The sequence below is a fragment of the Morganella sp. BCCO 40_0007 genome (assembly GCF_032989665.1).
Classification (GTDB): domain Bacteria; phylum Pseudomonadota; class Gammaproteobacteria; order Enterobacterales; family Enterobacteriaceae; genus Morganella; species Morganella sibonii.
The window spans coordinates 101,678-126,316 of the sequence record NZ_JAVBIN010000013.1; the positions used below are offsets into that span (position 1 = coordinate 101,678).

The 24,639-nt window shown below is 51.6% G+C and carries 19 protein-coding genes; 5 read left to right on the forward strand and 14 right to left on the reverse strand.

Features of this window, described 5'->3' with window-relative positions:
• Window positions 1–25 precede the first annotated feature (25 nt).
• On the forward strand, window positions 26–1,423 hold the full coding sequence (gene mltD / locus R5268_RS16205; RefSeq protein WP_317419767.1) for a murein transglycosylase D: 1,398 nt from the start codon (window positions 26–28) through the stop codon (window positions 1,421–1,423).
• A 251-nt stretch (window positions 1,424–1,674) separates the two neighbouring features.
• On the opposite strand, the gene R5268_RS16210 is transcribed toward mltD, so the two are convergent.
• The 8 genes from R5268_RS16210 to dgt form a co-directional block, all read right to left on the reverse strand.
• The gene (locus R5268_RS16210) at window positions 1,675–3,060 is read right to left on the reverse strand and encodes an SLC13 family permease (RefSeq protein WP_107679699.1); all 1,386 of its coding nucleotides are present in this window, start codon (window positions 3,058–3,060) and stop codon (window positions 1,675–1,677) included.
• Window positions 3,061–3,393: 333 nt separating this feature from the next.
• The gene (eno, locus tag R5268_RS16215; protein ID WP_107679681.1) at window positions 3,394–4,692 is read right to left on the reverse strand and encodes a phosphopyruvate hydratase; all 1,299 of its coding nucleotides are present in this window, start codon (window positions 4,690–4,692) and stop codon (window positions 3,394–3,396) included.
• A 73-nt stretch (window positions 4,693–4,765) separates the two neighbouring features.
• Complete coding sequence (gene pyrG / locus R5268_RS16220) at window positions 4,766–6,403, reverse strand: glutamine hydrolyzing CTP synthase (protein ID WP_317419768.1); 1,638 nt, start codon at window positions 6,401–6,403, stop codon at window positions 4,766–4,768.
• A 223-nt stretch (window positions 6,404–6,626) separates the two neighbouring features.
• Window positions 6,627–7,415 (reverse strand): nucleoside triphosphate pyrophosphohydrolase, encoded by a 789-nt coding sequence (mazG, locus tag R5268_RS16225; RefSeq protein ID WP_317419769.1) that lies wholly within the window; start codon window positions 7,413–7,415, stop codon window positions 6,627–6,629.
• Between the two features lie 86 nt (window positions 7,416–7,501).
• Window positions 7,502–9,736 (reverse strand): GTP diphosphokinase, encoded by a 2,235-nt coding sequence (relA, locus tag R5268_RS16230; protein ID WP_046895127.1) that lies wholly within the window; start codon window positions 9,734–9,736, stop codon window positions 7,502–7,504.
• A gap of 9 nt (window positions 9,737–9,745) precedes the next feature.
• On the reverse strand, window positions 9,746–11,128 hold the full coding sequence (rlmD, locus tag R5268_RS16235; RefSeq protein ID WP_317419770.1) for a 23S rRNA (uracil(1939)-C(5))-methyltransferase RlmD: 1,383 nt from the start codon (window positions 11,126–11,128) through the stop codon (window positions 9,746–9,748).
• Window positions 11,129–11,474: 346 nt separating this feature from the next.
• Window positions 11,475–12,596, reverse strand: a complete 1,122-nt coding sequence (locus R5268_RS16240) for a glutamate-cysteine ligase family protein (RefSeq protein ID WP_218427558.1) — start codon at window positions 12,594–12,596, stop codon at window positions 11,475–11,477.
• A 299-nt stretch (window positions 12,597–12,895) separates the two neighbouring features.
• Window positions 12,896–14,407: a dGTPase gene (gene dgt, locus R5268_RS16245; protein WP_317419771.1), complete on the reverse strand. Its 1,512-nt coding sequence runs from the start codon at window positions 14,405–14,407 to the stop codon at window positions 12,896–12,898.
• Window positions 14,408–14,522: 115 nt separating this feature from the next.
• Between dgt and mtnN the strand changes: the two genes are divergently transcribed.
• The 3 genes from mtnN (at window position 14,523) to R5268_RS16260 (ending at window position 17,235) form a co-directional block, all read left to right on the forward strand.
• On the forward strand, window positions 14,523–15,224 hold the full coding sequence (gene mtnN / locus R5268_RS16250) for a 5'-methylthioadenosine/S-adenosylhomocysteine nucleosidase (RefSeq protein WP_317419772.1): 702 nt from the start codon (window positions 14,523–14,525) through the stop codon (window positions 15,222–15,224).
• Entirely contained in the window at window positions 15,221–16,027 is an 807-nt protein-coding gene (btuF, locus tag R5268_RS16255) for a vitamin B12 ABC transporter substrate-binding protein BtuF (protein WP_317419773.1), read from the forward strand. The genes mtnN and btuF overlap by 4 nt, the downstream gene beginning before the upstream one ends.
• Before the next feature lie 239 nt (window positions 16,028–16,266).
• Complete coding sequence (locus tag R5268_RS16260; RefSeq protein WP_166707117.1) at window positions 16,267–17,235, forward strand: macro domain-containing protein; 969 nt, start codon at window positions 16,267–16,269, stop codon at window positions 17,233–17,235.
• A gap of 49 nt (window positions 17,236–17,284) precedes the next feature.
• Here R5268_RS16260 and R5268_RS16265 read toward each other — a convergent pair whose 3' ends face one another.
• The 5 genes from R5268_RS16265 to R5268_RS16285 are packed head-to-tail and all read right to left on the reverse strand — an operon-like array spanning window position 17,285 to window position 23,342.
• Complete coding sequence (locus tag R5268_RS16265) at window positions 17,285–18,139, reverse strand: dimethyl sulfoxide reductase anchor subunit family protein (protein WP_317419774.1); 855 nt, start codon at window positions 18,137–18,139, stop codon at window positions 17,285–17,287.
• Between the two features lie 11 nt (window positions 18,140–18,150).
• Window positions 18,151–18,693 carry a DMSO/selenate family reductase complex B subunit gene (locus tag R5268_RS16270; protein ID WP_112550366.1) on the reverse strand — a complete coding sequence of 181 codons (543 nt, stop codon included), beginning with the start codon at window positions 18,691–18,693 and terminating at the stop codon, window positions 18,151–18,153.
• A gap of 11 nt (window positions 18,694–18,704) precedes the next feature.
• Complete coding sequence (locus tag R5268_RS16275; protein WP_317419775.1) at window positions 18,705–21,284, reverse strand: molybdopterin-dependent oxidoreductase; 2,580 nt, start codon at window positions 21,282–21,284, stop codon at window positions 18,705–18,707.
• A gap of 32 nt (window positions 21,285–21,316) precedes the next feature.
• Window positions 21,317–22,003, reverse strand: coding sequence for a molecular chaperone TorD family protein (locus R5268_RS16280; RefSeq protein ID WP_317419776.1), 687 nt, complete (start codon window positions 22,001–22,003; stop codon window positions 21,317–21,319).
• Window positions 21,993–23,342, reverse strand: a complete 1,350-nt coding sequence (locus tag R5268_RS16285; RefSeq protein WP_317419777.1) for a radical SAM protein — start codon at window positions 23,340–23,342, stop codon at window positions 21,993–21,995. The genes R5268_RS16280 and R5268_RS16285 overlap by 11 nt, the downstream gene beginning before the upstream one ends.
• 496 nt (window positions 23,343–23,838) lie before the next feature.
• On the opposite strand from R5268_RS16285, the gene R5268_RS16290 reads away from it, so the two are divergent.
• Window positions 23,839–24,120, forward strand: coding sequence for a hypothetical protein (locus R5268_RS16290; RefSeq protein ID WP_317419778.1), 282 nt, complete (start codon window positions 23,839–23,841; stop codon window positions 24,118–24,120).
• A gap of 107 nt (window positions 24,121–24,227) precedes the next feature.
• Here R5268_RS16290 and erpA read toward each other — a convergent pair whose 3' ends face one another.
• Window positions 24,228–24,572: an iron-sulfur cluster insertion protein ErpA gene (gene erpA, locus R5268_RS16295; RefSeq protein WP_004235975.1), complete on the reverse strand. Its 345-nt coding sequence runs from the start codon at window positions 24,570–24,572 to the stop codon at window positions 24,228–24,230.
• Window positions 24,573–24,639: the final 67 nt, after the last annotated feature.

Sequence of the window (24,639 nt, forward strand, 5' to 3'; positions counted from 1 at the left end):
GAATAATAATGCTGATTCCGCCAACATGAAAATCAAAGCCACACTTCTTGCCGCCGCTATTTTGCTGGCGGGGTGTCAGACTGCGCCGCAGAAAACCACTCAGAAACCTCATTATCCTTCCGGTAACGGCTTTTTACTGACTGCTCAGCAGATGGACACGGCAAAAATGTCCTCTGTCAGCCCCGAAGATGACATCTGGGGTTATATCCGCGATGAGATGAAAATGAACATCCCGGACAACGACCGTATCCGGGCTGAAGAAGCCTCTTACCTCGCCAAAAAGAGCTATCTCCACGATGTGACACTGCGCGCAGAACCTTACATGTACTGGATCATCGGCAAAATCGATGAACGTAACATGCCGATGGAACTGGTTCTGCTGCCCATAGTGGAGAGTGCTTTTAATCCGCATGCCACCTCACCGGCTCAGGCTGCCGGGTTATGGCAGATTATCCCGAGCACCGGCAAAGCAAACGGGCTGAATCAGAACCAGTGGGTTGATGACCGCCGTGATGTGGCCGCCTCCACCACTGCCGCTCTGGATTTGCTGGAACGTCTGAATAATATGTTCGGCGGAGACTGGGCACTGACCCTGGCTGCCTATAACAGCGGCGAAGGCCGTGTGCTGCGCGCGATGGAAGCAAACGCCGCAGCCGGAAAACCAACGGATTACTGGTCATTATCCCTGCCGAAAGAGACCATGGATTATGTGCCGCGTATTTTTGCCCTGAGCAATGTTATCCGCAACAGCGACCGCAACGGTGTGAATTTACCGGTACCCAATGCAGAACGCGCCCTGGCACGGGTAAATATCGGCCAGCAGATTTCCCTGGATGTTGCGGCACAGTTGCTGGATATGCCGGTTTCCAGACTGAAAGATTACAACCCGAGCCTGAAACGCGGTGTAACATCTCCGGCCGGTCCTCACTATCTGATGCTGCCGAAAACCAAAGTCGACCAGCTGATGAGCGCGTTATCTGATGATGCAGTGCTTAATGATATCCGCACAGCAGTCGCGAAAAACAATCAGCGTACAGAACAGTTAAGCACACCAGCCGGTCGTGCACAGGCTGCGAAGTATAAAGTGAAAAGCGGTGATTCATTCTATGCCATCGCTAACCGCCATAAGATGACCGTTGCTGAGCTGAAAAAGCTGAACGGACTGAAAAGCGCCGCTGTTCTGCAACCGGGACAAACATTACGGGTGAAAGGCAGTCCGGTGGTGAAACCATCAAAAGCGGCCACCAAAAATGCAATGCGTCTGGCGAAGTATAAAGTCCGTCAGGGTGATTCTTACTACAGCATCGCACAGCGTCATGGCGTGACACTGAAAGAACTGATGTCCTGGAACAGTAAAGTCAAAATGAAGGATTTACATCCGGGCGTTGAATTAACCGTGTATGTTGCGAATAAACGCGGCTGATATCATCTCTCGTATCCGAAGCCCTGCCTGATGCAGGGCTTTTTTATATCTGATAATACCTGTGTCTCTCTCCGACTGATCTTCAGCTCCTCTTCTCTTCTCTTCTCTTCTGCTCTTTCGCGTTTTTGCGGTATCCCGGTATCGATGCATCCGTACCAATATTCTTTGCTGCCGGTATAAAAAAACCCGCTGATAAATCAGCGGGTTTCTTGCGTTGTACTTTGTTTGTATCTTTATCGTCAGAGGGACTGTTATACCCAGAACAACCAGGCAAACGCCGAGATAACAATGATACAGGCGATATTCAGTACACCACCAACCCGTACCATTTCAGACTGTTTGATAAACCCGGTTCCGAAGACTATCGCGTTCGGCGGTGTCGCCACCGGCAACATAAAGGCACAGGATGCACCGATACCGATAATCATGGTCAGCGCCATAACCGGCATTCCCAGACCATCAGCCACACCGGCAAAGATAGGCACCAGAAGCGCGGCACTGGCGGTGTTACTGGTGAACTCGGTCAGCACAATGATAAAGGTGGTGACGGCGATAATAATCACCAGCCAGCTGCTGTTACCAAATGAGGTTTTCATCCAGTCCGCCATCACTTCACTGGCACCGGAATCTTTCAGGATCATACTCAGTGTCAGACCACCACCAAACAGGAACAGAACGCCCCACTCCGTGTTGTTCTGGATCTGTGACCAGCTGGCCACCCCGGTAATACCAATCAGCGCGGCGGCACTCAGGGCGATAATGGTATCGAAGTCCTTAATGTTACCCAGCAGTTCACTCAGTGGTGCGCTGCCGATCCAGCAGATAACCGTCAGACCGAAAATACCGAGTGTCAGCAGACGTTTTGGTGTCCAGTGAACCTGCTCCACTTCAATTTCAAAACGGGCACCCAGCTTCGGACGTAACATCAGATACATAATACCGAACATAATCGGCATCAGGATCAATACCATCGGAATGCCGTATTTCATCCAGGTGAAGAAATCCATACCCAATTGGTTTGCGGCAATGATATTCGGCGGACTGCCGACCATGGTCCCCAGACCACCGATACTGGCACTGTAAGCGACCCCCAGCAGCATAAACACAAACGTGTTACGGTCGTGACGGATGTCCAGGTTGCCCAGAATACCCAGTACCAGCGGTAACATCATCGCGGCTGTCGCGGTATTACTGATCCACATGGAAAGCGCACCGGTGACACTGAACAGCAGAACCACTGCCGCCCATAACCGGCCACGGGCGATCAGCAGAAGACGGTTGGCAATCAGGCGATCCAGCCCCTGAATATGCAGTGCTGTCGCCAGTGCAAAACCGCCGAAGAACAGGAAAATCGTCGGGCTGGCAAATGACTGCAATGCCTTACCCGCGCCCAGTAATCCGAGAAATACAGCCAGAATCGGGATCAGTAACGCGGTCAGCGTGACATGAATTGCTTCTGTCAGCCATAAAACAGCAACGAACACCATCAGCGCCAGCCCGGCATTCTCTTTGTCGCTGTAGGGCAGATATTTCAGCAGCAGTATCAGCAGCACAATATCCAGAGCCAGGATGATGAGTCCTTTTGTATTAAAAGAACTCAGCCCGGTGGATTGGGTGAGCGTTTCTGAAGCGTCCATGATAATTCCCTCAGTAGGATGTAAAGCATTCACGAAACCGGTTGCTGTCATAGTTTAATAACCGGCGTTTTTGCATGAATGCTAAAAATGTTAAACAATTTATCTTCATGTGAAATATAAAAAGTATTAATAACAAAATACATCACAAAACGTCCATTTTGCGATCTGAGGCAACAGAATAAGTAAAAAAACTTGTCATAGCATGGTAAATGACCAGTTTTAGTCATTGAGGGAACGGATAAAAACCGGGGAAATATTCGTAAGATAAGATAACGGAGTCATAAAAAAAGGTGTGTCCGCCGGACACACCTTTTTTAACATTCACAGTAACAATTACTGACCTTTGATCTCTTTGCGGCCGTGGAACGGTGCACGTTCACCCAGCGCTTCTTCGATACGGATCAGCTGGTTGTACTTGGCAACACGGTCAGAGCGGCTCATAGAACCGGTTTTGATCTGGCCTGCTGCGGTACCGACTGCCAGGTCTGCAATGGTGGCATCTTCGGTTTCACCGGAACGGTGAGAGATAACCGCGGTGTAACCGGCATCTTTTGCCATTTTGATAGCAGCCAGTGTTTCGGTCAGTGAACCGATCTGGTTGAATTTAATCAGAATGGAGTTAACGACACCTTTTTCGATACCTTCTTTCAGGATCTTGGTATTGGTCACGAACAGGTCATCACCGACCAGCTGGATTTTGTCGCCCATAACTTTAGTCTGATACGCAAAACCATCCCAGTCAGATTCATCCAGACCATCTTCGATAGAGACGATCGGATATTCTTTGGTCAGTTCTTCCAGGTAATGGGTGAATTCCTGAGATGTGAAGGTACGGCCTTCACCTTTCAGTTCATACATACCGGTTTCTTTGTTGTAGAACTCAGAAGCGGCACAGTCCATCGCCAGGGTAACGTCTTTACCTAATTCGTAGCCTGCTGCTTTAACAGCTTCTTTGATATCAGCCAGCGCTTCAGCGTTAGAACCCAGGTTTGGTGCATAACCACCTTCGTCACCCACTGCGGTGTTCATGCCTTTCGCTTTCAGCACTTTCGCCAGGTGATGGAAGATTTCAGAACCCATACGGACAGCTTCTTTCAGAGAAGGTGCACCGACAGGCTGGATCATGAATTCCTGGATATCCACGTTGTTATCAGCGTGCTCACCACCGTTCAGGATGTTCATCATCGGCAGCGGCATAGAGTATTTGCCCGGCGTGCCGTTCAGTTCTGCGATGTGTGCGTACAGAGGTAAACCTTTTGATGCCGCAGCGGCTTTGGCGTTTGCCAGAGACACAGCCAGAATCGCGTTTGCACCGAAGTTGGATTTGTTTTCAGTACCATCGAGGTCGATCATGATCTGGTCAACTTTAGCCTGATCTTTGGCATCCTGACCCAGCAGCGCCTGTGCAATCGGACCATTTACCGCGCCGACAGCCTTCAGAACCCCTTTACCCAGGAAGCGTGATTTATCACCGTCACGCAGTTCCAGTGCTTCACGGGAACCGGTCGATGCACCTGACGGCGCAGCAGCCATACCCACAAAACCGCCTTCCAGGTGTACTTCAGCTTCTACAGTCGGGTTACCGCGGGAGTCGATGATTTCACGGCCGATCACTTTAACGATTTTGGACATTAGGTTTTCCTCAGTACAAGTTAAATTTTCAGATAAGTAACCGGTACTTACGGCCGGTCACTCACCTCACATCTTATTTTAGCAGACCTTTCTGATTATCAGAGGCCGCTTTGACAAAACCTGCAAACAGCGGATGACCATCACGCGGGGTAGAGGTGAACTCCGGATGGAACTGACAAGCCACAAACCACGGATGATTCGGGTTCTCGATGATTTCCACCAGTTTGTTGTCCACTGAACGGCCGGCAACCAGCAGACCTGCATCTTCAAGACGCTTCAGTAACATGTTGTTCACTTCATAACGATGACGGTGACGTTCAGTAATCGCATCTTTGCCGTACATCCGGCGAACCAGAGAATTGTTCGTCAGGTGGCATAACTGACCGCCGACACGCATTGTACCGCCGAGATCGCTCTCTTCGCTGCGGACTTCAATATTGCCGTCTTCATCACGCCATTCAGTAATCAGCGCAACGACCGGGTACTTACAATCAGCATCAAATTCCGTGGAGTTCGCATCTGCCATACCGGCCAGGTTACGGGCAAAGTCAATCAGTGCCACCTGCATCCCCAGGCAAATGCCCAGATACGGAATGTTGTTCTCGCGGGCATAGCGGGCGGTCATAATCTTACCTTCCACACCACGGGAACCGAAGCCGCCCGGCACCAGAATCGCATCCAGTCCCTGTAACAGTTCTGTACCGCGGGTTTCCACATCCTGAGAATCAATCAGTTTGATGTTCACAGTAACGCGGTTTTTCAGGCCACCGTGTTTCAGTGCTTCGATAACAGATTTATAGGCATCCGGCAGTTCAACATATTTGCCGACCATCCCGATGGTGACTTCACCTGACGGATTGGCTTCCTCATAAATCACCTGCTCCCATTCGGAGAGATCTGCTTCCGGAGCATTAATGCTGAATCGTTTACAGATATAATCATCTAATCCCTGGGATTTCAAGAGGCCGGGGATTTTATAAATGGAATCGACATCTTTCAGACTGATAACCGCTTTTTCAGGAACGTTACAGAAAAGCGCGATTTTCGCACGTTCGTTAGCAGGAATCACTCTGTCTGAACGGCAAATCAGCACATCCGGCTGAATTCCGATGGATAATAATTCTTTTACTGAGTGCTGAGTCGGCTTGGTTTTTACTTCACCGGCTGCGGCCAGATACGGAACCAAAGTCAAATGCAGATATAAGGTGTGCTCACGGCCGACTTCCGCCGCCATCTGACGGATAGCTTCCAGGAACGGCAGTGATTCGATATCACCGACAGTCCCGCCGACTTCCACCAGCACCACGTCATGACCTTCACCGCCACGGATGATACGGTCTTTGATTTCGTTGGTGATGTGCGGGATAACCTGAATGGTGGCACCGAGATAGTCGCCGCGGCGCTCTTTGCGCAGGACTTCAGAGTAAACACGTCCGGTAGTAAAGTTATTACGGCGGGTCATTTTGGTGCGGATGAAGCGCTCGTAGTGACCTAAGTCGAGATCAGTTTCAGCGCCGTCGTTAGTGACGAAAACTTCCCCGTGTTGGGTCGGGCTCATGGTTCCCGGATCGACGTTGATGTACGGATCCAGTTTCATCATGGTGACATTGAGTCCACGGGCTTCGAGTATAGCCGCTAAAGAGGCTGCGGCAATGCCTTTACCCAGAGAGGATACGACCCCGCCGGTCACAAAAATATAATTAGTTTTCATGCTGAACCTGAAAGTTTAGGTGTAATAGATGATGGATATAACAGGACGGGAAAATAGTATACCCTAACCTTATTTTGGCGACAAATAATCTCGTCACCTCTTTTCGGTTATCCGTCGCTCCCGGGGCGGTAAAAACCGCCTTTTTACACTAACTAATCAACGTCTTACATTTTATAAAAAACTTTTCATTCTCCGGTAAAATCATTAGCTGAAAGCATTAAGCTTACCCATCACGGGATTTAACATCCTGCCAACTTTTCTCCATTTCATCAAGTGTTGCTGATTCCATCGTCAGTCCGCGGGCGGCAATATCGTTCTCCACCTGCCGGAAACGATTCTCAAACTTGCGGCAGGCTTTTTGTAACACCATTTCCGGTTTATGTCCCAGATGACGGGAAAAATTAACCACTGCGAACAGTAAATCCCCCAGCTCTTCGGCCACACGCTCATCATTCACCTGCGGCTGATTCACTTCCTCCATCACCTCATCCAGTTCCTCGTACACCTTGCCGAGCACCGGCGGGAGTGTGTCCCAGTCAAATCCGGCGGATGCGCAGCGTTTCTGGATTTTATAAGCACGCATCAGGGCAGGCAGCGTCGCCGGGATATCATCCAGCAGGGAATATTGTGATTTTTCAGCGCGCTCCGCACTTTTGCGCTGTTCCCAGCCGGAAATAGCCGCTTCCGCGCCGATCCCCTGCTCACGGGCAAAAATATGCGGATGGCGGCGGGTCAGTTTATCGCTGACCGCGGCGGCAATATCCTCAAAGTCAAAACGCCCTTCTTCTTTCGCCATCTGTGCATAGAACACCACCTGAAAGAGTAAGTCACCTAACTCACCTTTCAGATCGTCAAAATCAGCCCGCTCAATGGCATCCAGCACCTCATAGGTTTCTTCCAGGGTGTAAGGGGCGATAGTGGCATAAGTTTGCGCTTTGTCCCACGGACAGCCGTTTTCCGGGTCGCGTAACTGCGACATGATCGCCAGCAGGCGTTCAACTGATACAGACATGTGATTAGTTCCTGAATATGATTTCCGCGAGTGATAAAAAAAGCAGACCAGAGTCTGCTTTTCAGTGTAACCGATTTCCGGCCGTTTTACTGAGTGTGACGTTTTGCCTCAATCACATCCGGCAGCTGGTTCAGCTTTGCCAGCACACGGCTGAGAGTCTGGATATTATAGATTTCCATGTCCATATCGATAGTGGCAATCTGCTGTTTCACATCACTGTGGCTGCGTACCCCGAGAACATTCACTTTCTCGTTAGCCAGAATCGTGGTGATATCGCGCAGCAGACCACTGCGGTCATTTGCCACCACCCGCACCACCAGAGAATAGCCGCTGGAGTAACTCGCGCTCCAGACTGCTTCCACCAGACGCTCCGGTGCCTGTTCCTGCAATTCCGCCAGCTGTTCACAATCCGCGCGGTGGATGGAGATCCCCCGGCCTTTGGTGATAAAACCGATAATATCATCCCCCGGAATCGGCTGGCAGCAGCGGGCGATGTGATGCATCAGGTTACCGACCCCCTCAACCACAATGCGGCCGCTGCTCTGGTGAGCTGGTGCCGGTTTGGCCGGCGGCGCTTTTTCAAGGGTTTTCAGGGCTTCACGATCAGCCTCTTCCGCTGTCGGTTTGTTCAGCTTACTTTGCAGGAAGTTCGACAACTGGTTGATGCGGATATCACCCACACCAATACCGGCCAGCACTTCATCCAGCGAATGCACGTTATAGCGGGCGATCAGCAGTTTTTCCGCCTCTTTCAGGCTGATATCCTGCGCGGCCAGTTCGTTGTCCAGCATCTGCCGTCCGGCAATAATATTTTTATCGCGATCCTGTTTGCGGAACCAGTTATGGATTTTTGCCCGCCCGCGGCTGGTGGTGACATACCCCAGGTTCGGGTTCAGCCAGTCACGGCTCGGGTTCGGCTGTTTCTGGGTGATGACTTCAATCTGATCGCCCATCTGTAACTGGTAGCTGAACGGCACGATACGGCCGCCGATTTTCGCGCCGATGCAGCGGTGCCCCACATCACTGTGGATATGGTAGGCAAAATCGAGCGGCGTGGAGCCTGCCGGTAAATCCACCACATCCCCTTTCGGGGTAAAGACGTAAACACGGTCGTCAAACACCTGACTGCGCACCTCATCCAGCATTTCGCCGGAATCGGCCATCTCTTCCTGCCACGCAATCAGTTTACGCAGCCAGGCAATGCGGTTCTCGTAACTGCCGGTTTTTCCGCCGCCTGCGGTTCCTTCTTTGTATTTCCAGTGTGCCGCAACGCCGAGTTCCGCATCTTCATGCATCTGCCGGGTACGGATCTGAATTTCCAGAGTTTTGCCTTTCGGCCCCAGCACCACGGTATGAATGGACTGATAGCCGTTCGGTTTCGGATTCGCCACATAGTCATCAAACTCATCCGGCAGATGACGGAAATGAGTGTGGACAATCCCGAGTGCGGCGTAACAGTCCTGAAGGCGCTCCACCACAATCCGCACGGCGCGGACATCAAACAGTTCATCAAAAGAAAGTGATTTTTTCTGCATCTTGCGCCAGATGCTGTAGATATGCTTCGGCCGTCCGTAGATCTCGGCCTGAATCCCCTCTTCTTTCATGTCTTCACGCAGTGACGTCACAAAATTATCGATATACTCTTCGCGGTCAAGACGGCGCTCATGCAGCAGGCTGGCAATGCGTTTGTAATCATCCGGGTGCAGATAACGGAAGCAGTAATCCTCCAGCTCCCATTTCAGCTGCCCGATCCCGAGGCGGTTCGCCAGCGGGGCATAAATATTGAAACACTCTTTGGCGGCCAGGACGCGTTCGTCTTCACCGGCATCTTTCACTTCGCGCAGATGGGCGATCCGCTCCGCCAGCTTGATAACCACGCAGCGGAAATCTTCCACCATGGAGAGCAGCATGCGGCGGATGTTATCCACCTGCACCGAACTGGTTTCGTCATTATGGGTGGCTTTCAGCTGACGAATAGCATCCATATCCATCACACCTTTGACCAGCAGCCAGATAGCGGAGCCAAAGGCTTCGCTTATCTCTTCCTCACCGAGGATCTCCGCTTCGGCCAGCGGAAAAAGCAACGCTGCACGCAGACTGTCGAGATCCATACTGAGGGTGGATAAAATTTCCACCATCTCAATACCGCGCCCCAACAACAGCGCCGCATCCTGATGACCATCAACCTGCTGATGACAGTAATGCCAGACCTCTTCCAGTTTTTCACCCGTCACCGGGTTATGCAGCCCGAGGCTGTTAATCCAGTGTGCCGGGTCAAACTCACCGGCCGGTGTTAAATGCGCACTTCTTACCGCGACCATACATTCTCCCTACTGACTGACCGGTGGTGTCTTCGTGAAAAGCACCATCGACTCCAAATGGCCGGTTTGCGGAAACATATCCAGCATGCGGACAGCATTCCGGTGATACCCGGCACCATGCAGAACCTGACTATCCCTTGCAAGTGTTGTGGGATTGCAGGAAACATAAACGATGCGCTCAGGGGAAAGCGCAACAATATGCGGCATAATCTCAGCCGCCCCGGCACGCGCCGGGTCCAGTAAAACTTTATTAAACCCGGAAGCCGCCCACGGCTCCCCGGTAATATCCTGCGACAAATCCGCGTGATAAAACGCGGCATTCGCCAGATGATTGAGACGGGCATTCTCCCGGGCCGTGCGGACCAGCGCTTCCACGCCCTCCACCCCGACAACCTCACCGGCGCGTTCCGCCACCGGCAGCGTAAAGTTTCCCATCCCGCAGAAGAGATCTAACACGCGATCGTGTTTTGTCAGCTCCAACCAGTTCAGCGCCTGTGCGACCATCTGCTCATTCAGGTCACCGTTCACCTGGATAAAATCCTGCGGGCTGAACTGTAATTTTAACCCGGCCACCGCGTAATACGGAGGATGCTGCGCACAAACTGACACAGGAGGAGCATCCGCACTGCCCTGTAAATAAAGCGCTGTGCTGTATTCAGAACAAAATGCCGTCAGTACCGACATATCCGCATCACTGAGCGGCGCCAGATGGCGCAGCACCAGCAGAGGACCACTTTCCGTATCCGCCAGTTCCGCATGACCGAGTTTCGGTGCGGCAGCCAGCGAAGAGAGACAGCCCTGTAAGGGTACCAGCAATGCTTCAAGGCGCGGAACCAGTACCGGACACTGTTTTACGGCGACCGTTGATTTGCTCTGCGCCTGACGAAATCCCATTGTCAGCTGTTTTGTTTTCGGGGAATACACCAGAGCCAGCCGCGCCCGGCGGCGGTAGCCGTACTCTTCCCCGCTCAGTACAGGGACATCCCCGCACGCCTCACCCGTTTCGCGGGTCAGCAGGTAAGAAAGGTAAGCGGCTTTGGTTTCCCGCTGCATCGCAACCGGAATGTGCTGCTGCTGACAGCCGCCGCACTGTCCGTAATGACGGCAGGCCGGTTTGCGGCGTGCCGGATTATCGGACAGACGTTTCACCACACTGCCTTTGGCGTAGTGGCGCTTTTCTTCCGTCAGCCTGACCTGTGCGGACTCATCCGGCATCAAATCCGGGATAAAAACAGTTTTGCCCTGAAGGCGGGCAATGCCCTGCCCGAGAGCATCGAGAGAGTCAGCGGTGACAGTGACAGTACGGGACTGCCGCGGGGTCTGACGGGGCTGAGAATAAAATTGCGCCATAATGATAAAAAACGTTGTCTGTGAGGCCGGTGATTTTCCCATAAAGCAGCGTATTGACCAACGGATTATTCGGGTACGCTGCAGGTTACACGCTGTAAACCGGTAAAAATACGAGCTGCTGATGATACCATAATGCCGGATAGCACCTCAGCACTATTTATTAAAATGATAAATAATATTTATCGTTATGCCACCGGGCTGCCGGTTTCATTATTAATGCTGTCAGAGACAGCAGCATTCTGTGAATAATACGCAGGATCAGTCTCTGATAAATATTAAATTTACATGAACTTACCAGTGCTGATTTTTTTACCGCAAAAAAAACCGTTATTAAAAAAATAACGGTTTATTATTGCCGGTAACAAAAATGTATCCTGATATGACGGTGTTACGCATTCAGATCCGGCCACAGCCCGCCGAAATGCATTAACTCACCACTGACCATAAAACGGGTGATCATTTCATCCGCAGGCGTCATTCTGTTTGCCAGGCGTTCACTGAGTAACTGCAACCGGTCTGCTTCATGCAGCAGACCATGTTGTTCCAGCGCCCGGCGGGCGGCGTTCAGCAGCGTTTCCGCCACCGTGGAAACGGTCAGATCCGCAAACGGATCACGGGCAATCGCATTAAAGCGGGAATCCGGCTGCACGCCGTAATTAAAGGAGATGGTATCATCCAGCACCAGCCCGAGAACCCACGCGCAGAATGCACCCAGCAGCGCCGGATCGGGAACGGCATCAAACGCTTTAAACTCAATCCGTCCGTGCTCTCCCTCGTTACGCGCAGGGTAAATAAAGTCATGCGGATACACCGCCGAGTTGGTCAGAAACCCTTTGCAGGCCGGACGATGACAACTGCGCAGTGCGGTACGGCGGGATAAACCGCCCCATAACTGCCCGTTTTCCAGCGGGCCGTTCAGCGAAAGAGCCACCAGATACGGCGCGAAAAAGGTCAGTTTTTCCACTGCCTGGACAACACGGACATCGCTCATTTCCGGTACGGAGATATTGATATCCGGCCCGCAGGTCTGCATCACCAGGTCGGCATGGCGGAATGCGGCATGTTCCTCGCGAAAGTCTTTTTCCCACGCATTCAGCGGCGGATTAAACTGATAGCGCGGCGAAACCGGGTGATAAGCGCTGATCCCCAGTCCCAGCCCGCAGTCCTTCAGGCGCTCACTCAGCTGAATTTCTATCGTTTGCAGGGAATTTAATGCTGCCGTTACTGACTCTGCCGGCGGGGTACGGATTTCTATCCCTTTGATAACCTGTGCAACAAGCTGACCTTCCGGCGAAAAACGCTCATCGCCCTCAACATACCAGTAACCGGCTTTAATGCCCGCATCCCCTTTATGCAGCGAGGCATCATCCATCCCCGGACGGTTATTCAGTGCAGGCTCCAGCTCTGACAAGGTAATATTGTCAAAAGATTTAATACCGGCGGCACTTTTATTCCGGTACAACGTCAGCCAATATTCAAATTCAATCCCGACCCGATACTCTTTTTGCATACGTGATGTAATCCCGGTTAATACATTTGGTGCGACGGTATAGTCCCTGAAATATATTCAGGCTGCGATAATATGATGCACATATAAAAAATAAGAAATAATAACAATATGCTTTATATTCATTAACATTTGCATCGCAAATTGTTTTGATATTTCGTCCTTAAATAACAGATATCCGCCACCGAATACAGTGAATCTATTTCAGCAACAACTGCAGATTAATCGTAGCAACAATTCCGGTAATATTGAACCGGAATTGTCAGGTCATTTGTGAGAAAGTGCTGCCATTAATCAGCAGCTTACTGACAAACAGAGAAACGCCGGTATTCTTCGTAAGCGTAATGGTCGGTCATACCACTGATATAATCCTGAATCAGCCGGGCCCGGTAATAAAATTCCAGAATCGTCCGCTCTTCCGGCGGGTGTTCCGCCAGTGCGGCAACCGCTTCACTGTAAGCCGCCCGCTGCTTGCGTGACAGCTTATGCAACAGCCGGGTTTCGATAAAATAGTATTTGTGGAAATTTTCACGGACCAGATCCGCAAAATCGGCCTGCGGCATCATTAATAATGGCCGGTAGAAATCCAGCAGGCCATTGATAATTCTGAATCCCTGCAATTCCAGCTCTTCCACTTCGTGATGGGTAAACACATACTTAAACGCGACCCGTTTCAGGGTCTTCAGCAGGCGGTGTTCTTCACTTTTATCTTCCAGCAGCGCCTGATTGTAAGTACCCGCAAACACCGCAGGCAGATTATCAATAAAGCGTTGCGCGGTGTACGGCACCAGTTTGTTGGTGATATAGACCCGCAGATACATAAAAAACTGATCCTGCGGGCTGCGGTGATGGCTGCGGGTAAGCGACTGGTAAGCCAGCTCCACCGTATCCCGGAACAGGGCGGAATCCTCTGAGCCTTCCAGCGCCTGCCACTCCTGGCGCAGATACGTCACCAGCGTATCCGGGGTCAGAATGCCTTTCTCCACCGCATCATCCAGATCAGCAATGCAATACGAGATATCATCCGCAGCTTCCATAATATAACTGAGCGGAAAACGGCAGAACTCACCGAGCTGTAACTCATCGCGCAGTCGCTGAATCAGGGTATTTTCAGACCAGTAATAGCCCGGTTTTTTGGTGAGATAATCGAATTCTTCCGGCACCGGCTCTAACTGCCAGGCGGGACGGGTATATTTCAGCACGCTGCCTATCTGGGCAAATGTCAGATTGAGTTTCAGCAGATGGTGCGCCATCCGCATTCCCTGGGCATTCCCCTCAAACTGACATAAATCGCGGCGCAGCTGACAGCGCAGATTATCCGCCTGCGGTGAACCGGTCAGGCGCAGTGCGGCAATCTGACAGTGATCTTCCCCGCCGGTCTGCGGTTCACCCAGCAGACTGCCGAACCATTTCTGAATCGCTGCCTCGCCGAAATGGCCGAACGGCGGGTTACCGATGTCATGCATCAGACACGCCATTTCCACCACACTTTCAAAAGCATCGGTGCGCTCATCCAGGCCGTATTCTTCCAGCTGTTGTGACTGTTTCAGCTGACTGAGGATGGTTTTGGCGATATAGCGCCCGACCTGCTGCACTTCCAGAGAGTGAGTGAGACGGCTGCGGACAGCGGAATTCTGCTCCAGCGGAAAGACCTGGGTTTTCTGTTGCAGACGACGGACAGCGGCGGAATTGATGATGCGCCCGCGATCACTTTCAAATGCCTGATTCACCAGAAACTCTTCTGCGGATTCCGCCGCTGAAGCACCAAACTGGCGGTGGAAATTCAGCTTCTTTTTAAAATCGATCACCGGCACGTCGCCTCCGTCTTTTTATCCGCACGGGAAAAGACACCGCCCGCCGGGATTCAGTGATAAACTGTTGCTAATCCGTTATTATGCAGTTCAATTTCTATTCAGGGAGTATGACATAATGAAAGTCGGTATCATAGGTGCGATGGAGCAGGAAGTAACCCTGCTGCGTGATCAGATTACCAACATGCAAACCCTCCGCCACGGCGGCTGTGAAATCTATACCGGTCAGATCAACGGTGTTGATGTCGCCCTGCTCAAATCCGGTATCGGTAAAGTGGCGGCCGCCATCGGTACCACCCTGCTGCTGGAGCTGTGCAAACCGGATGTGGTGATTAACACCGGTTCGGCCGGTGGTCTCGCCCCGCACCTGAATGTCGGCGATATTGTTGTCTCCTCGGAAGTCCGCTATCACGACGCGGATGTCACTGCATTCGGCTACGAGCCGGGCCAGATGGCACAATGCCCGCCTGCCTTTACCGCTGATGCCGGTCTTATTGCACTGACTGAGAAATGCATTCAGACGCTCGGCCTGAACGCCGTACGCGGCCTGATTTGCAGCGGTGATGCCTTTATTAACGGTGCAGAGCCGCTGGCGCGTATCCGTGCAACGTTCCCGTCCGTGGTGGCGGTGGAAATGGAATGTGCGGCTGTCGGCCATGTATGCCATCAGTATCAGGTACCGTTTGTGGTGGTGCGCGCCATTTCTGATGTGGCAGATAAAGCCTCTCACCTCAGTTTTGATGAGTTTCTGCCGCTGGCGGCAAAGCAGTCTTCCCTGATGGTGGCGGAAATCCTCGCCAATACTGATTCGCTGAAATGATCAGACGATCATTGCGCTTCGCCGGTCTGCTGTTTCTGCTGGCATCCGCCGGAGCACAGGCTGCGGCACAGCGGGTGATCGCCCTCTCCCCGTCACTGGCGGAGATGGCCTATGCCGCCGGTCTGGGCGATAACCTGGTCGGTGTCAGTGCCAACGCGGATTACCCGCCGGAAGCGAAAAATATCGAACAGGTGTCCAGCTGGCAGGGACTGAATCTTGAACGTATTATTGCCCTGAAGCCGGATCTGATCATGGCCTGGCGCGGCGGAAACCCGCAGCGCCCGCTGAGTCAGCTGGAACATCTCGGGATAAAAGTCGAGTATTTTGATCCGCGCAACCTCGGTGAAATTGCGGATGATCTGGATCGTCTTGCCTCTTACAGTCCGCAACCGGCCCTGGCGGAACAGGCTGCTTCAGATATGCGCAGCGGGATTGAAACCCTGAAAGCCCGCTACGGTGATAAACCGGAAAAACGGATCTTTCTCCAGTTCGGCCAAAACCCGATTTTCACCGCATCCGGCACCACCCTGCAAAGCGAAGTGGTCACACTGTGCCGTGGTAAAAACGTGTTTGCCGACAGCCCGGTTCCCTGGCCACAGGTCAATCGTGAGCAGGTACTGATCCGCAGACCGGCGATAATCCTGATCTCCGGGGATAACCGCGAAGTGGAGAATGTAAAACGCTTCTGGTCTCCGCAGCTTGATGTGCCGGTAATTACGATTAATGCCGACTGGTTCCAGCGCGGCACGCCGCGGCTGTTAAAGGCTGCGGAAGAATTGTGTGAAAAAATAAATAACACCTGATATGAATATATCATGTTAATAATATGCCGCTTATTATGCGGCATATTATATTTTTGTTTTATTTTATTTCACTCTTCATTTTAAATTCTTCCATATTTAATTCACTTTTATATTTCCTGTTATTATTACTTATTTCTCCGTGACTATTCTTATTCCGTAAACCCAAGAAAATTCCTATACCCGTCAGCGTCATAGCAGGCGACAATATTGCAGACTGAAATATAAAACGGACTGTAACGATGATTAAATACCTCAAAGGTGATTTACTGAGATCTGATGCGCAGGCATTGGTAAATGCCGTTAATTGTCAGGGCGTCATGGGAAAGGGAATTGCCTATCAGTTCAGACTGGATTATCCGGTCAACGCACACGCCTATGAAGCTTTATGCAAAGAAAATAAAATAGGCGCCGGTCAGTTGTCAGTTACGGACGAACACGGCCGGAAAGTGATCAACTTCCCGACCCGCGATAAATGGGACTCCCCTTCCGGTTATGAATTTATCGAAAGCGGACTGCGCGAGCTGAAAGCCCTGATTAAAAAACAGGGACTGAAATCCGTGGCCATTCCGGCACTCGGCTGCGGCAGCGGCGGGCTGGATTGGCGTCAGGTGGATAATCTGATCCAGACACATCTCGGCGAGTTAACAGATACCGATATTATGATCTATCCGCCGGTGAAATATATTGATGACAGCATCAGCCCGCATCATGTGCTGGTCTGGTGGATTGATAACTGCCTGCTGATCCCGTCACGCTACAATCTCTATATTGCCATTTATATTTTACAGCGCCTGAACGGCATGAATCTGTTTAATTTCAGCGGCACGATCAGCACGCTGTATTCCGATGATATTGATCGCTATGTCAATGATCTGCGCGACCGGATTGCACACTACGGTATTGATTTTAATACGGTGATCGATGTGCAGATCAAACTGAACCGCGAGCTCCCGGAAAACCCGCTGCCAATCTTTGATCACTACCTCAACCGGGTGATGGGTTCACTCAATCCGCTGACCTACCGTGATCAGTCTCTGCTGCTGGCGATGATGATTGACGGATTATTGCAGGGTAAGGCGATCAAGGAAATCACCACTATTCTGCGCGAGCGCTATCAGGCACGGGATATTGATTTTGTGCTGTTCCAGGCCAAAAACGGCGGATTGCTGAAAGATAATATTTTAGGGGATGTCATTCTTACCCGCTGATAAAAAATCCGGACGTAAAAACGTCCGGATTTTTGTTTCATACCGCGTATTACCCGCCGAGCGAGAAGAACACCACACGCCCGACCGCTTCACCGGCGAAGACACAGATAACCGCCAGTGCCATCATCAGCGTGCCGTTAGTGACCTGTGCATTTTTCTGACACAGCAGACGTCCGGCAAAGAACATTCCCAGTCCGATCAGCACCACACGGATAATATGCAGGTTCAGCAACCCTTCCGGCATAACCCGCGGAGTCATTCCGGCATAGATCGGCTCACCGATGTTACCGGTCAGCGGCAGCGCACTCAGCAGTATCAGCAGCAATCCCGCCACGCCCGCCGCAAGCGCAATCTTCACCACACGCTGAATCAGCACATCCTCACGGGCGTAACCCAGTGCAGTCACCAGCAGCAGCCCGGCAATCATCCCGCCGGTCAGCAGCACGGAACCGAAGAACCCGGTATAGGTAAACAGTCCGCCCCACAGATTAAACAAGGTGTTTGCGTACAGCGCGGACATCACATACATATACACCAGCCCCGCCACTGCACTTAACAGCAGCAGGAAGCCGTTCACTTTCTGTTTTAACAGCAGCAGCGCGACACTGAAGAACAGCAGCGCCATATAAACAGCCGTCGCCCAGACTTCACGGCTCATCCACGAGTCGGAAACGTGCAGCATGGTATAAAACATATGGAACGGATTCCCCATATGGAACAGGGAACCCAGCAGACCGGCACAGCCCAGCAGGAATGAGACGATCAGCGGAACACGCACCCATTTCATCGCGGTGCGGGCATCCGTACAGCCGAACAGGCGGAAGTAACAGAGTAACGTGATCACCAGACAGCCGACCGAAGCCTGCATAAATAAGGTGAATATAACAAGAGGCAGTTCATGCATGATCATTCTCCTTATCCTTTGGTGCCGACAACCAGGTTCGGCCGGGTAACGGATGAGTTAGGCAAACCGCCGATATCGGCATTGGTACCGTATTTTTTGCGCAGTTCGCTGATAAGACCGAACTCAATGGCGCGCATCGGGCAGGAATCCACACACATCGGATTGCCACCCTGCTCCCGCAGATCCAGACAGGTATCACATTTGGTCATCATACCGAGCGCAGGATCAAACTGCGGCGCCTCATACGGACAGGCCCAGGTACAGTAACGGCAGCCTACACACTTGTCATGATCCACCAGTACCACCCCGTCCTCTTCCCGCTTATGCATCGCGGTTGTCGGACAATGGCTGACGCACTGCGGATCGTCACAATGGTTACAGGCAATGGAGAGATGCCAGCGGCGCGGGCGCGGATATTCTCCGGCCTCGATATCATACACACGGCGGAAGTTACGCCCGACCTCAAGATCGTTCTTATCCTTGCACGCCACAACACAGGTTTTGCACCCGATGCAGGCGGCGACATTTATATAAAATCCAACTTGCTTATCCATGTCTGTGCCCCTTATCCGATAATCCGCTGCGGCAGACGCGCATCGTCAGTTAATTGCTCACCGTGCCATTTTTCGATATTACACAGCATCGTGTTCCACCCGGAGGTGCCCAGCCCGGTCGGTACCTGAATCGTCAGGGAGTTATCCGCCCCGGCCATATCGATCCCGGTGGTTTCATCCACATTGGTCCAGCTGCCGTGCGGCAGTGCAACCACACCCGGTTTCATGGTCTGGGTCACCAGTGCCGGACGCAGGATTTTGCCCTGCGGGCTGGTCACCAGAACCGTTTCGCCCTGTTTGATATCCAGACGTTTGGCATCGGAGGCATTAATATAGATAGGGCTCGGCCACTGCTCACGCAGCCACGGCACGTTATCCAGGGTACTGTGTGAACGGCGCAGATAGTGCGGGTTATAGACCTGGAACGGATAATCCCCTTTCTCTTTTTTGCTGAAATCTTTAAAACTGGCTTCATAACCGCTCGCAGACGGGATGTATTCGGCGATTGGCGGTAATTCTGTCCAGCCGCACTCTTTCGCTTTCTCCGTCAGCGTTTCACAGTAGATTTCAAACTTACCGCTTGGTGTCGGACGCGGATTCGCAACCGGATCGCGGATAAAGTCCTCATACGCAATATAACCGTAATTATCATCCGCGGTGCGCTCCACCTGATATTTCCCTTTGGTCAGGAATTCATTCAGCGTGATACGTCCTTCCTGCGGCGTGCCGGTCACCTGCCATTCATCAATATCCGCCTGTGTAATGGTGAACAGCGGCGCTTTGGTAACACCATCTTCGGTAATGATGGTTGCACCGTTGAGTTTGTTGAAGAACTGCTGCTTTTCAGAGATCGGGAAGATCTCATCCACATTGACACCCAGGCGTTTACCCAGCTCTTTCGCAATCCACTGGTCGCTTTTCGCTTCATACAGCGGCGGAGTCACATTCACCGCAGCAATGATTACTTCACGGTTACTCGGGTTAAGAATGGTTCCCTCGCGCTCCCACTCGGTTGTCACCGGCAGGATCACATCCGAATATTTCGCACAGGTATGCGGGACATAGGCTGCGGTCGCGATAAATTCCACACCGCTGCGGTAAGCCTCAATCCCCTGCATAATATTGGCGCGGGTCTGTAAGGTGGCGTTAAACGGATGAAAAATCATCTGAATATTGGCATCCACATCCCCGACACCACGCTGACGGAATTTTTTCTCCAGCAGAGCACGGTTCAGTTCGTTGTGGTTGATTTTCAGACTGACCGGGTTTTTCACTGCCGGTAAGCCGTTCGCACCGGCCATCAACAGGCGGGTGCCGTTGTTCCCGGCGGCATAGTGACAACACGCGCCGGTCATGCGGCCCGGGCGGCCCATATGGCCGGTCATAAAGCCGAGTGTTGAAAATGCCTGAACCCACCCCTCACCGTTATGAATACGCGCCGGTGCCCAGCCGGTTAACAACGCCACGCGCTGTGTGCCGCCAATCTGACGTGCCAGCGAGCGGATATCCGATGCGGAGATACCGCAGATATCTGCCGCCCATTCCGGAGTGGTCGGTTTGCCGGTGTAGGTACCCAGCAGATAATCTTTGAAGTTTTTCTTCGGATCGGCCCCTGACGGCATATTGCTTTCATCGAAACCGACAGTGCAGCGGCGCAGGAATTCCCAATCGATCAGCGGATTTTCCGGGCTGTCCATCTCCAGCAGCGCATGCATTATTCCCAGCGCCAGCGCGTGGTCTGTACCCGGGTTGATCGGATACCAGTCTGCATCCATCAGTTCTGCGGTGGCGGTATAGCTCGGGTCGATACTGATAAAACGCGCTCCGGCTTTTTTCGCCTGATAGTAGTTATAAGTCGGACTGCCCGGGCTGGACCACGCCGGGTTCGCGCCCCACATCACAATCAGTTGTGAGTTACGCATATCAAAACGGTCATTGGTGCCGAACGTGTAGAACCCTTCCAGCAGCCCCAGATGGGCAGGGGTTTCAAACCACGCTCCCCAGGAAGTTGTTCCCCAGTCACCGGTAAAACCGCCTGCGGCAGCGAATACACTCTGAAAATCCGTACCGTTACCGCCGGTAACCCACAGGGATTCATTGCCGTATTGTCCGGTGATACGTTTGGTTTCGGATGCCACAATATCCAGCGCCTCATCCCAGCTGATACGCACCCACTGATCGCGGCCGCGCAGGGTTTTATCCCCGCCGCCCGGTGCCCAGTTTTTGCGTTTCATCGGGTATTTCAGGCGATCTGCCCCGAACACCTGTTTGCGCTGGGAACGGCCGCGCAGACACCCGCGCTGCTGCGGGAAGTCCGGGGAATCGGCCACCACATCATCGGTTTTTTGTCTGATCACCACGCCATCAGCCACCAGTGCTTTATTAACACAGCGGCCGCCGCAGTTATGCCAGCAGGCGACAGGTTTCCACTGCCCTTTGGCGGCTGAAGGTGCCGCCGGGGTGGTCTGTGCCGGTGCCGGGGTGGCGGCATGAAGTTGTCTGCTCAGCGGCAGTGCCGCCATGGCGGATGCTGCCGACGTCCATTTCAGAAATGAACGGCGGGTTACGCCGGTTTTCTGTCTGTCTGACATTGCTCTTACCTCATCATCATGTTTTTAAATTATTATTGTAAGTTTATTAATTCATTGATTTTTTTATAATCATTCCGGACAAAGACTTCCAGAAGCGTACTGAGCTGACGATAAAATCCTGTTTCCGCGTGATTATTCAGTTCACGGCAGAACGGTGTGATAAACGCCAGCAGATGTGCCTGCATAAATTCAGATGAAACCGCCAGCAGTGCGGTAATGCGCTCACATATCGCCTGTTCACGATCAAGTTCCTGTGATGCCTGCTCACTCAGCTTCCACAGGAAATCCAGTTCATAGCCAATATGATCCGCCGCCTCATACTCCGTTTCCGGCAGATGAAAACCGTGCTGCTGATAAAAGGTTTTCACGCTCAGGGTGCTCTCCTGAAACAACAGTTTGTCGCGGGAGACATAAACTGACTCCCACGGCGGTGCAGGCGGTGATTCCGGTCCGATAAACAGACGTGTAAAGTCCCAGTGCAGCACCTCAAAATCAGATGCCCCCTGTTTAAGCATACGGGTGTTCAGATCATCCCGCATGGCATCAAGCGCACTCTGCATGGCGGGCAGCGAGTCATCTGCCGGAAACAGTGACAGCCCCTCATCACGCAGATAAACCAGCAGTTCCGCTGTCGGCTCGTCCGTCAGCAGACGGCGCAGAACGTCATAAGCAAACTGACGCGCATACAGATAATCCGGGTCCCGGTCATCACTGTTCACACATACCTCCGTGGATATCGTCGGGCGAAAATTCAGCGGGCGTGGTGAGTTCAACCCGCACTTCTTTAATCAGGGGATTGCCCTGCTCATCGGCCTCCGCAATATGGGATGTCAGCAGAACAGGCAGTTCAGGGGTGTCCGTCAGGTGCATAATCGATTCAGGACTGAATTGTAAAAAATCGTGCAGGAGATCTTCCCGGAAGGGGACATCTGCTTTGCGCAGCACCGCCGCGACAGCAGCGCAATCCTCACCGAACACCTTCGCACTTTTGAAAAAATAATCGCGGGGAGAAAAAAGGTAATACGGCTCCGCGCTGAGAAACGCGTTGCTCTGATACACCTGGCCGGTGTGTTTGTTCTCCAGTGAGCAGTAATGCACACCGGCGGAAAGCTGATTTTCGAGGGCAAATTTCAGTACCCGCAGACAGGCAAGTTCACTGTCCGCCACCGCCAGACCACCGGCATACCAGTAGTTGTAATAAACTTCGTAAGGCGGATTTTTCAGGGCAAAGCCCCGTTCCTGATAGGCCGGACTGTTGGTCAGCGGGAAACAGAATTCCAGCAGATTGATGCCGTCCACGCCGATAGCATCCAGTTTCACCAGCAAATCATACATCTGCTCTTCGCTGCCCGGGATCACCGGCATTTCCACCATCACATCCGGAAAAATCTCCCGTGCCAGCGCTATCCGGCTGAGCACTTTTTCAATTTTCTCCGGCGGATCATCAATTTTGATACTGAAACGCACCTCTTTCAGACCGGCTGCCGCCAGTGCCAGTGCCGTATTGCGATCCAGCGGATCACCGGCGGTATACAGCCGGGTATGAACGCCGGGCAGCTTCGCCTGTACCGTCTCAAAAAAACGGATGCTTTCCTGACGAAACAGCAGCGGCTCGCCGCCGGTCAGCGCAATGTGAGTCAGCGGATACTCCTCCTCAGCTATCGCATTCACCTCACCAATGGCATCACGCATCTCATGCTGAAAACCATCGTAATTTTCCTGATTCGGATTGAAGCAAAAATAGCAGTCGCGGTGACATTTCAGTGATAAAAATGTGGTGTAACTGCCCTCACCGGTGCGGCACTGCACACACGCGGATGACAGCCAGCGGCTGTGAATACTTTTGCCGTTATTGGCAAAAACCGCCCCCAGCGCTTTGACTTCACGGCGCAGTGCATCCGTTTCCGCCCGGCGGCGGTGTGGCGCTTCAAATGGTAATCCGTACTGCGCAATGGCCTGCTGTGTCTGTTTTTCAATATCGGCATAGCGCCGGACATACCGCTGCAACGCCGCATTATGCTGTAAAACCGGGGTCTGTTCTGTCAGCGGGTAAATCATCGGGATTCCTTAACGTACGCTGCCGGAAACGCTCCGGCGGGTATCACTGGCTGAGATAAAATAGTCCGGTATATTCCTGCATTTATTTCTCATATTTCAGGTGTGACCGATGTGAACAGGTAATATTTTTACATGTTCAGTGTAAATGAGTGAAATACCGGCATATTGAGCGGGATCAAGATGAAATCAATTTACCGCTATAGATATAAATATATAGCGATAATATAGTCAGCCAAGGCTGAATATAATAAAGCCAGGAGAAGGAAATAAAAAATGATTATAAATCAAAATAATAAACTGATTTCAGCACTGCATTAAAATGCCGTAAATGCGATTGATATTTAATAAATAATTAAATTAAAAACTATATAGCAATAAAAAATCCGGATTAAAAATATTAAATAATATATTTTTATTTCATTTTATTAATTCATCAGTTTATCTGACAAATAATATTAGTATTACACCGTTATATAATATAATCCGCCGTATTTATATGCTCCTGTTTCAGCCGGAGATCCTGATTTTTGCAGTGCAGCGGAATAAAATCATCCTGAATGACCGATTTTCTCTGTCTGAGGCCGGATATAAACAATTATCCTCTTTTATTGTATGGGTACAGGTTGCAGACAATAACCCTTCTTTCTTTAATGATACTTATCGGCATAAAAACAAAACGGGCGCAAAAGCGCCCGTTTTCAGGCCGTTGACAAACCCGCAGGGGTTGGCGACGACCGACAGTGGTTGTAAAAATAAACCAGGAAAATCAATTTATTGATTTTCGGCTAATAACACAAAGCAGGAAAAACCACGTTTTATCCTGCTTTGTCAGCAATCTCAAAACGGGCGCAAAAGCGCCCGTTTTATTTGTTATCTGCGGATAAATCAGATACTGAAAGATGAACCACAGCCACAGGTTGTTTTGGCATTCGGGTTGGTCACGATAAAGCGTGAACCTTCCAGCCCTTCGGTATAATCCACACAACCGCCGACCAGATATTGCAGGCTCATCGGATCAACCACCAGCGCCACGCCCTCTTTCTCGATGGTCATGTCGCCGTCATTGATGGCATCATCAAAAGTGAAGCCATACTGGAAACCGCTGCAGCCGCCGCCGGTGATATACACACGCAGACGCAGGTTCGGATTTTCTTCATCCGCGATTAATATTTTTACTTTTTTAGCTGCCGCATCAGTAAATTGCAGAGGCATTGCTGAATCATCGCTCATTTATTACTCCAGACTGGCCGCGACCAGTAAACACACGCAGAAGCTGACCGCTTCCGGACACTACCGG

What these genes read in the sequence shown, in the direction of transcription:
- R5268_RS16260 (WP_166707117.1), top strand. Translation starts at nt 16,267, where the DNA reads ATGATTAAATACCTCAAAGGTGATTTACTGAGATCTGATGCGCAGGCA.
- R5268_RS16290 (WP_317419778.1), top strand. Translation starts at nt 23,839, where the DNA reads ATGCTCCTGTTTCAGCCGGAGATCCTGATTTTTGCAGTGCAGCGGAAT.
- btuF (WP_317419773.1), top strand. Translation starts at nt 15,221, where the DNA reads ATGATCAGACGATCATTGCGCTTCGCCGGTCTGCTGTTTCTGCTGGCA.
- rlmD (WP_317419770.1), bottom strand. Translation starts at nt 11,128, where the DNA reads ATGGGAAAATCACCGGCCTCACAGACAACGTTTTTTATCATTATGGCG.
- R5268_RS16270 (WP_112550366.1), bottom strand. Translation starts at nt 18,693, where the DNA reads ATGGATAAGCAAGTTGGATTTTATATAAATGTCGCCGCCTGCATCGGG.
- pyrG (WP_317419768.1), bottom strand. Translation starts at nt 6,403, where the DNA reads ATGAAAACTAATTATATTTTTGTGACCGGCGGGGTCGTATCCTCTCTG.
- R5268_RS16265 (WP_317419774.1), bottom strand. Translation starts at nt 18,139, where the DNA reads ATGCATGAACTGCCTCTTGTTATATTCACCTTATTTATGCAGGCTTCG.
- relA (WP_046895127.1), bottom strand. Translation starts at nt 9,736, where the DNA reads ATGGTCGCGGTAAGAAGTGCGCATTTAACACCGGCCGGTGAGTTTGAC.
- erpA (WP_004235975.1), bottom strand. Translation starts at nt 24,572, where the DNA reads ATGAGCGATGATTCAGCAATGCCTCTGCAATTTACTGATGCGGCAGCT.
- R5268_RS16210 (WP_107679699.1), bottom strand. Translation starts at nt 3,060, where the DNA reads ATGGACGCTTCAGAAACGCTCACCCAATCCACCGGGCTGAGTTCTTTT.
- R5268_RS16240 (WP_218427558.1), bottom strand. Translation starts at nt 12,596, where the DNA reads ATGCAAAAAGAGTATCGGGTCGGGATTGAATTTGAATATTGGCTGACG.
- R5268_RS16275 (WP_317419775.1), bottom strand. Translation starts at nt 21,284, where the DNA reads ATGTCAGACAGACAGAAAACCGGCGTAACCCGCCGTTCATTTCTGAAA.
- eno (WP_107679681.1), bottom strand. Translation starts at nt 4,692, where the DNA reads ATGTCCAAAATCGTTAAAGTGATCGGCCGTGAAATCATCGACTCCCGC.
- R5268_RS16285 (WP_317419777.1), bottom strand. Translation starts at nt 23,342, where the DNA reads ATGATTTACCCGCTGACAGAACAGACCCCGGTTTTACAGCATAATGCG.
- mltD (WP_317419767.1), top strand. Translation starts at nt 26, where the DNA reads ATGAAAATCAAAGCCACACTTCTTGCCGCCGCTATTTTGCTGGCGGGG.
- mtnN (WP_317419772.1), top strand. Translation starts at nt 14,523, where the DNA reads ATGAAAGTCGGTATCATAGGTGCGATGGAGCAGGAAGTAACCCTGCTG.
- mazG (WP_317419769.1), bottom strand. Translation starts at nt 7,415, where the DNA reads ATGTCTGTATCAGTTGAACGCCTGCTGGCGATCATGTCGCAGTTACGC.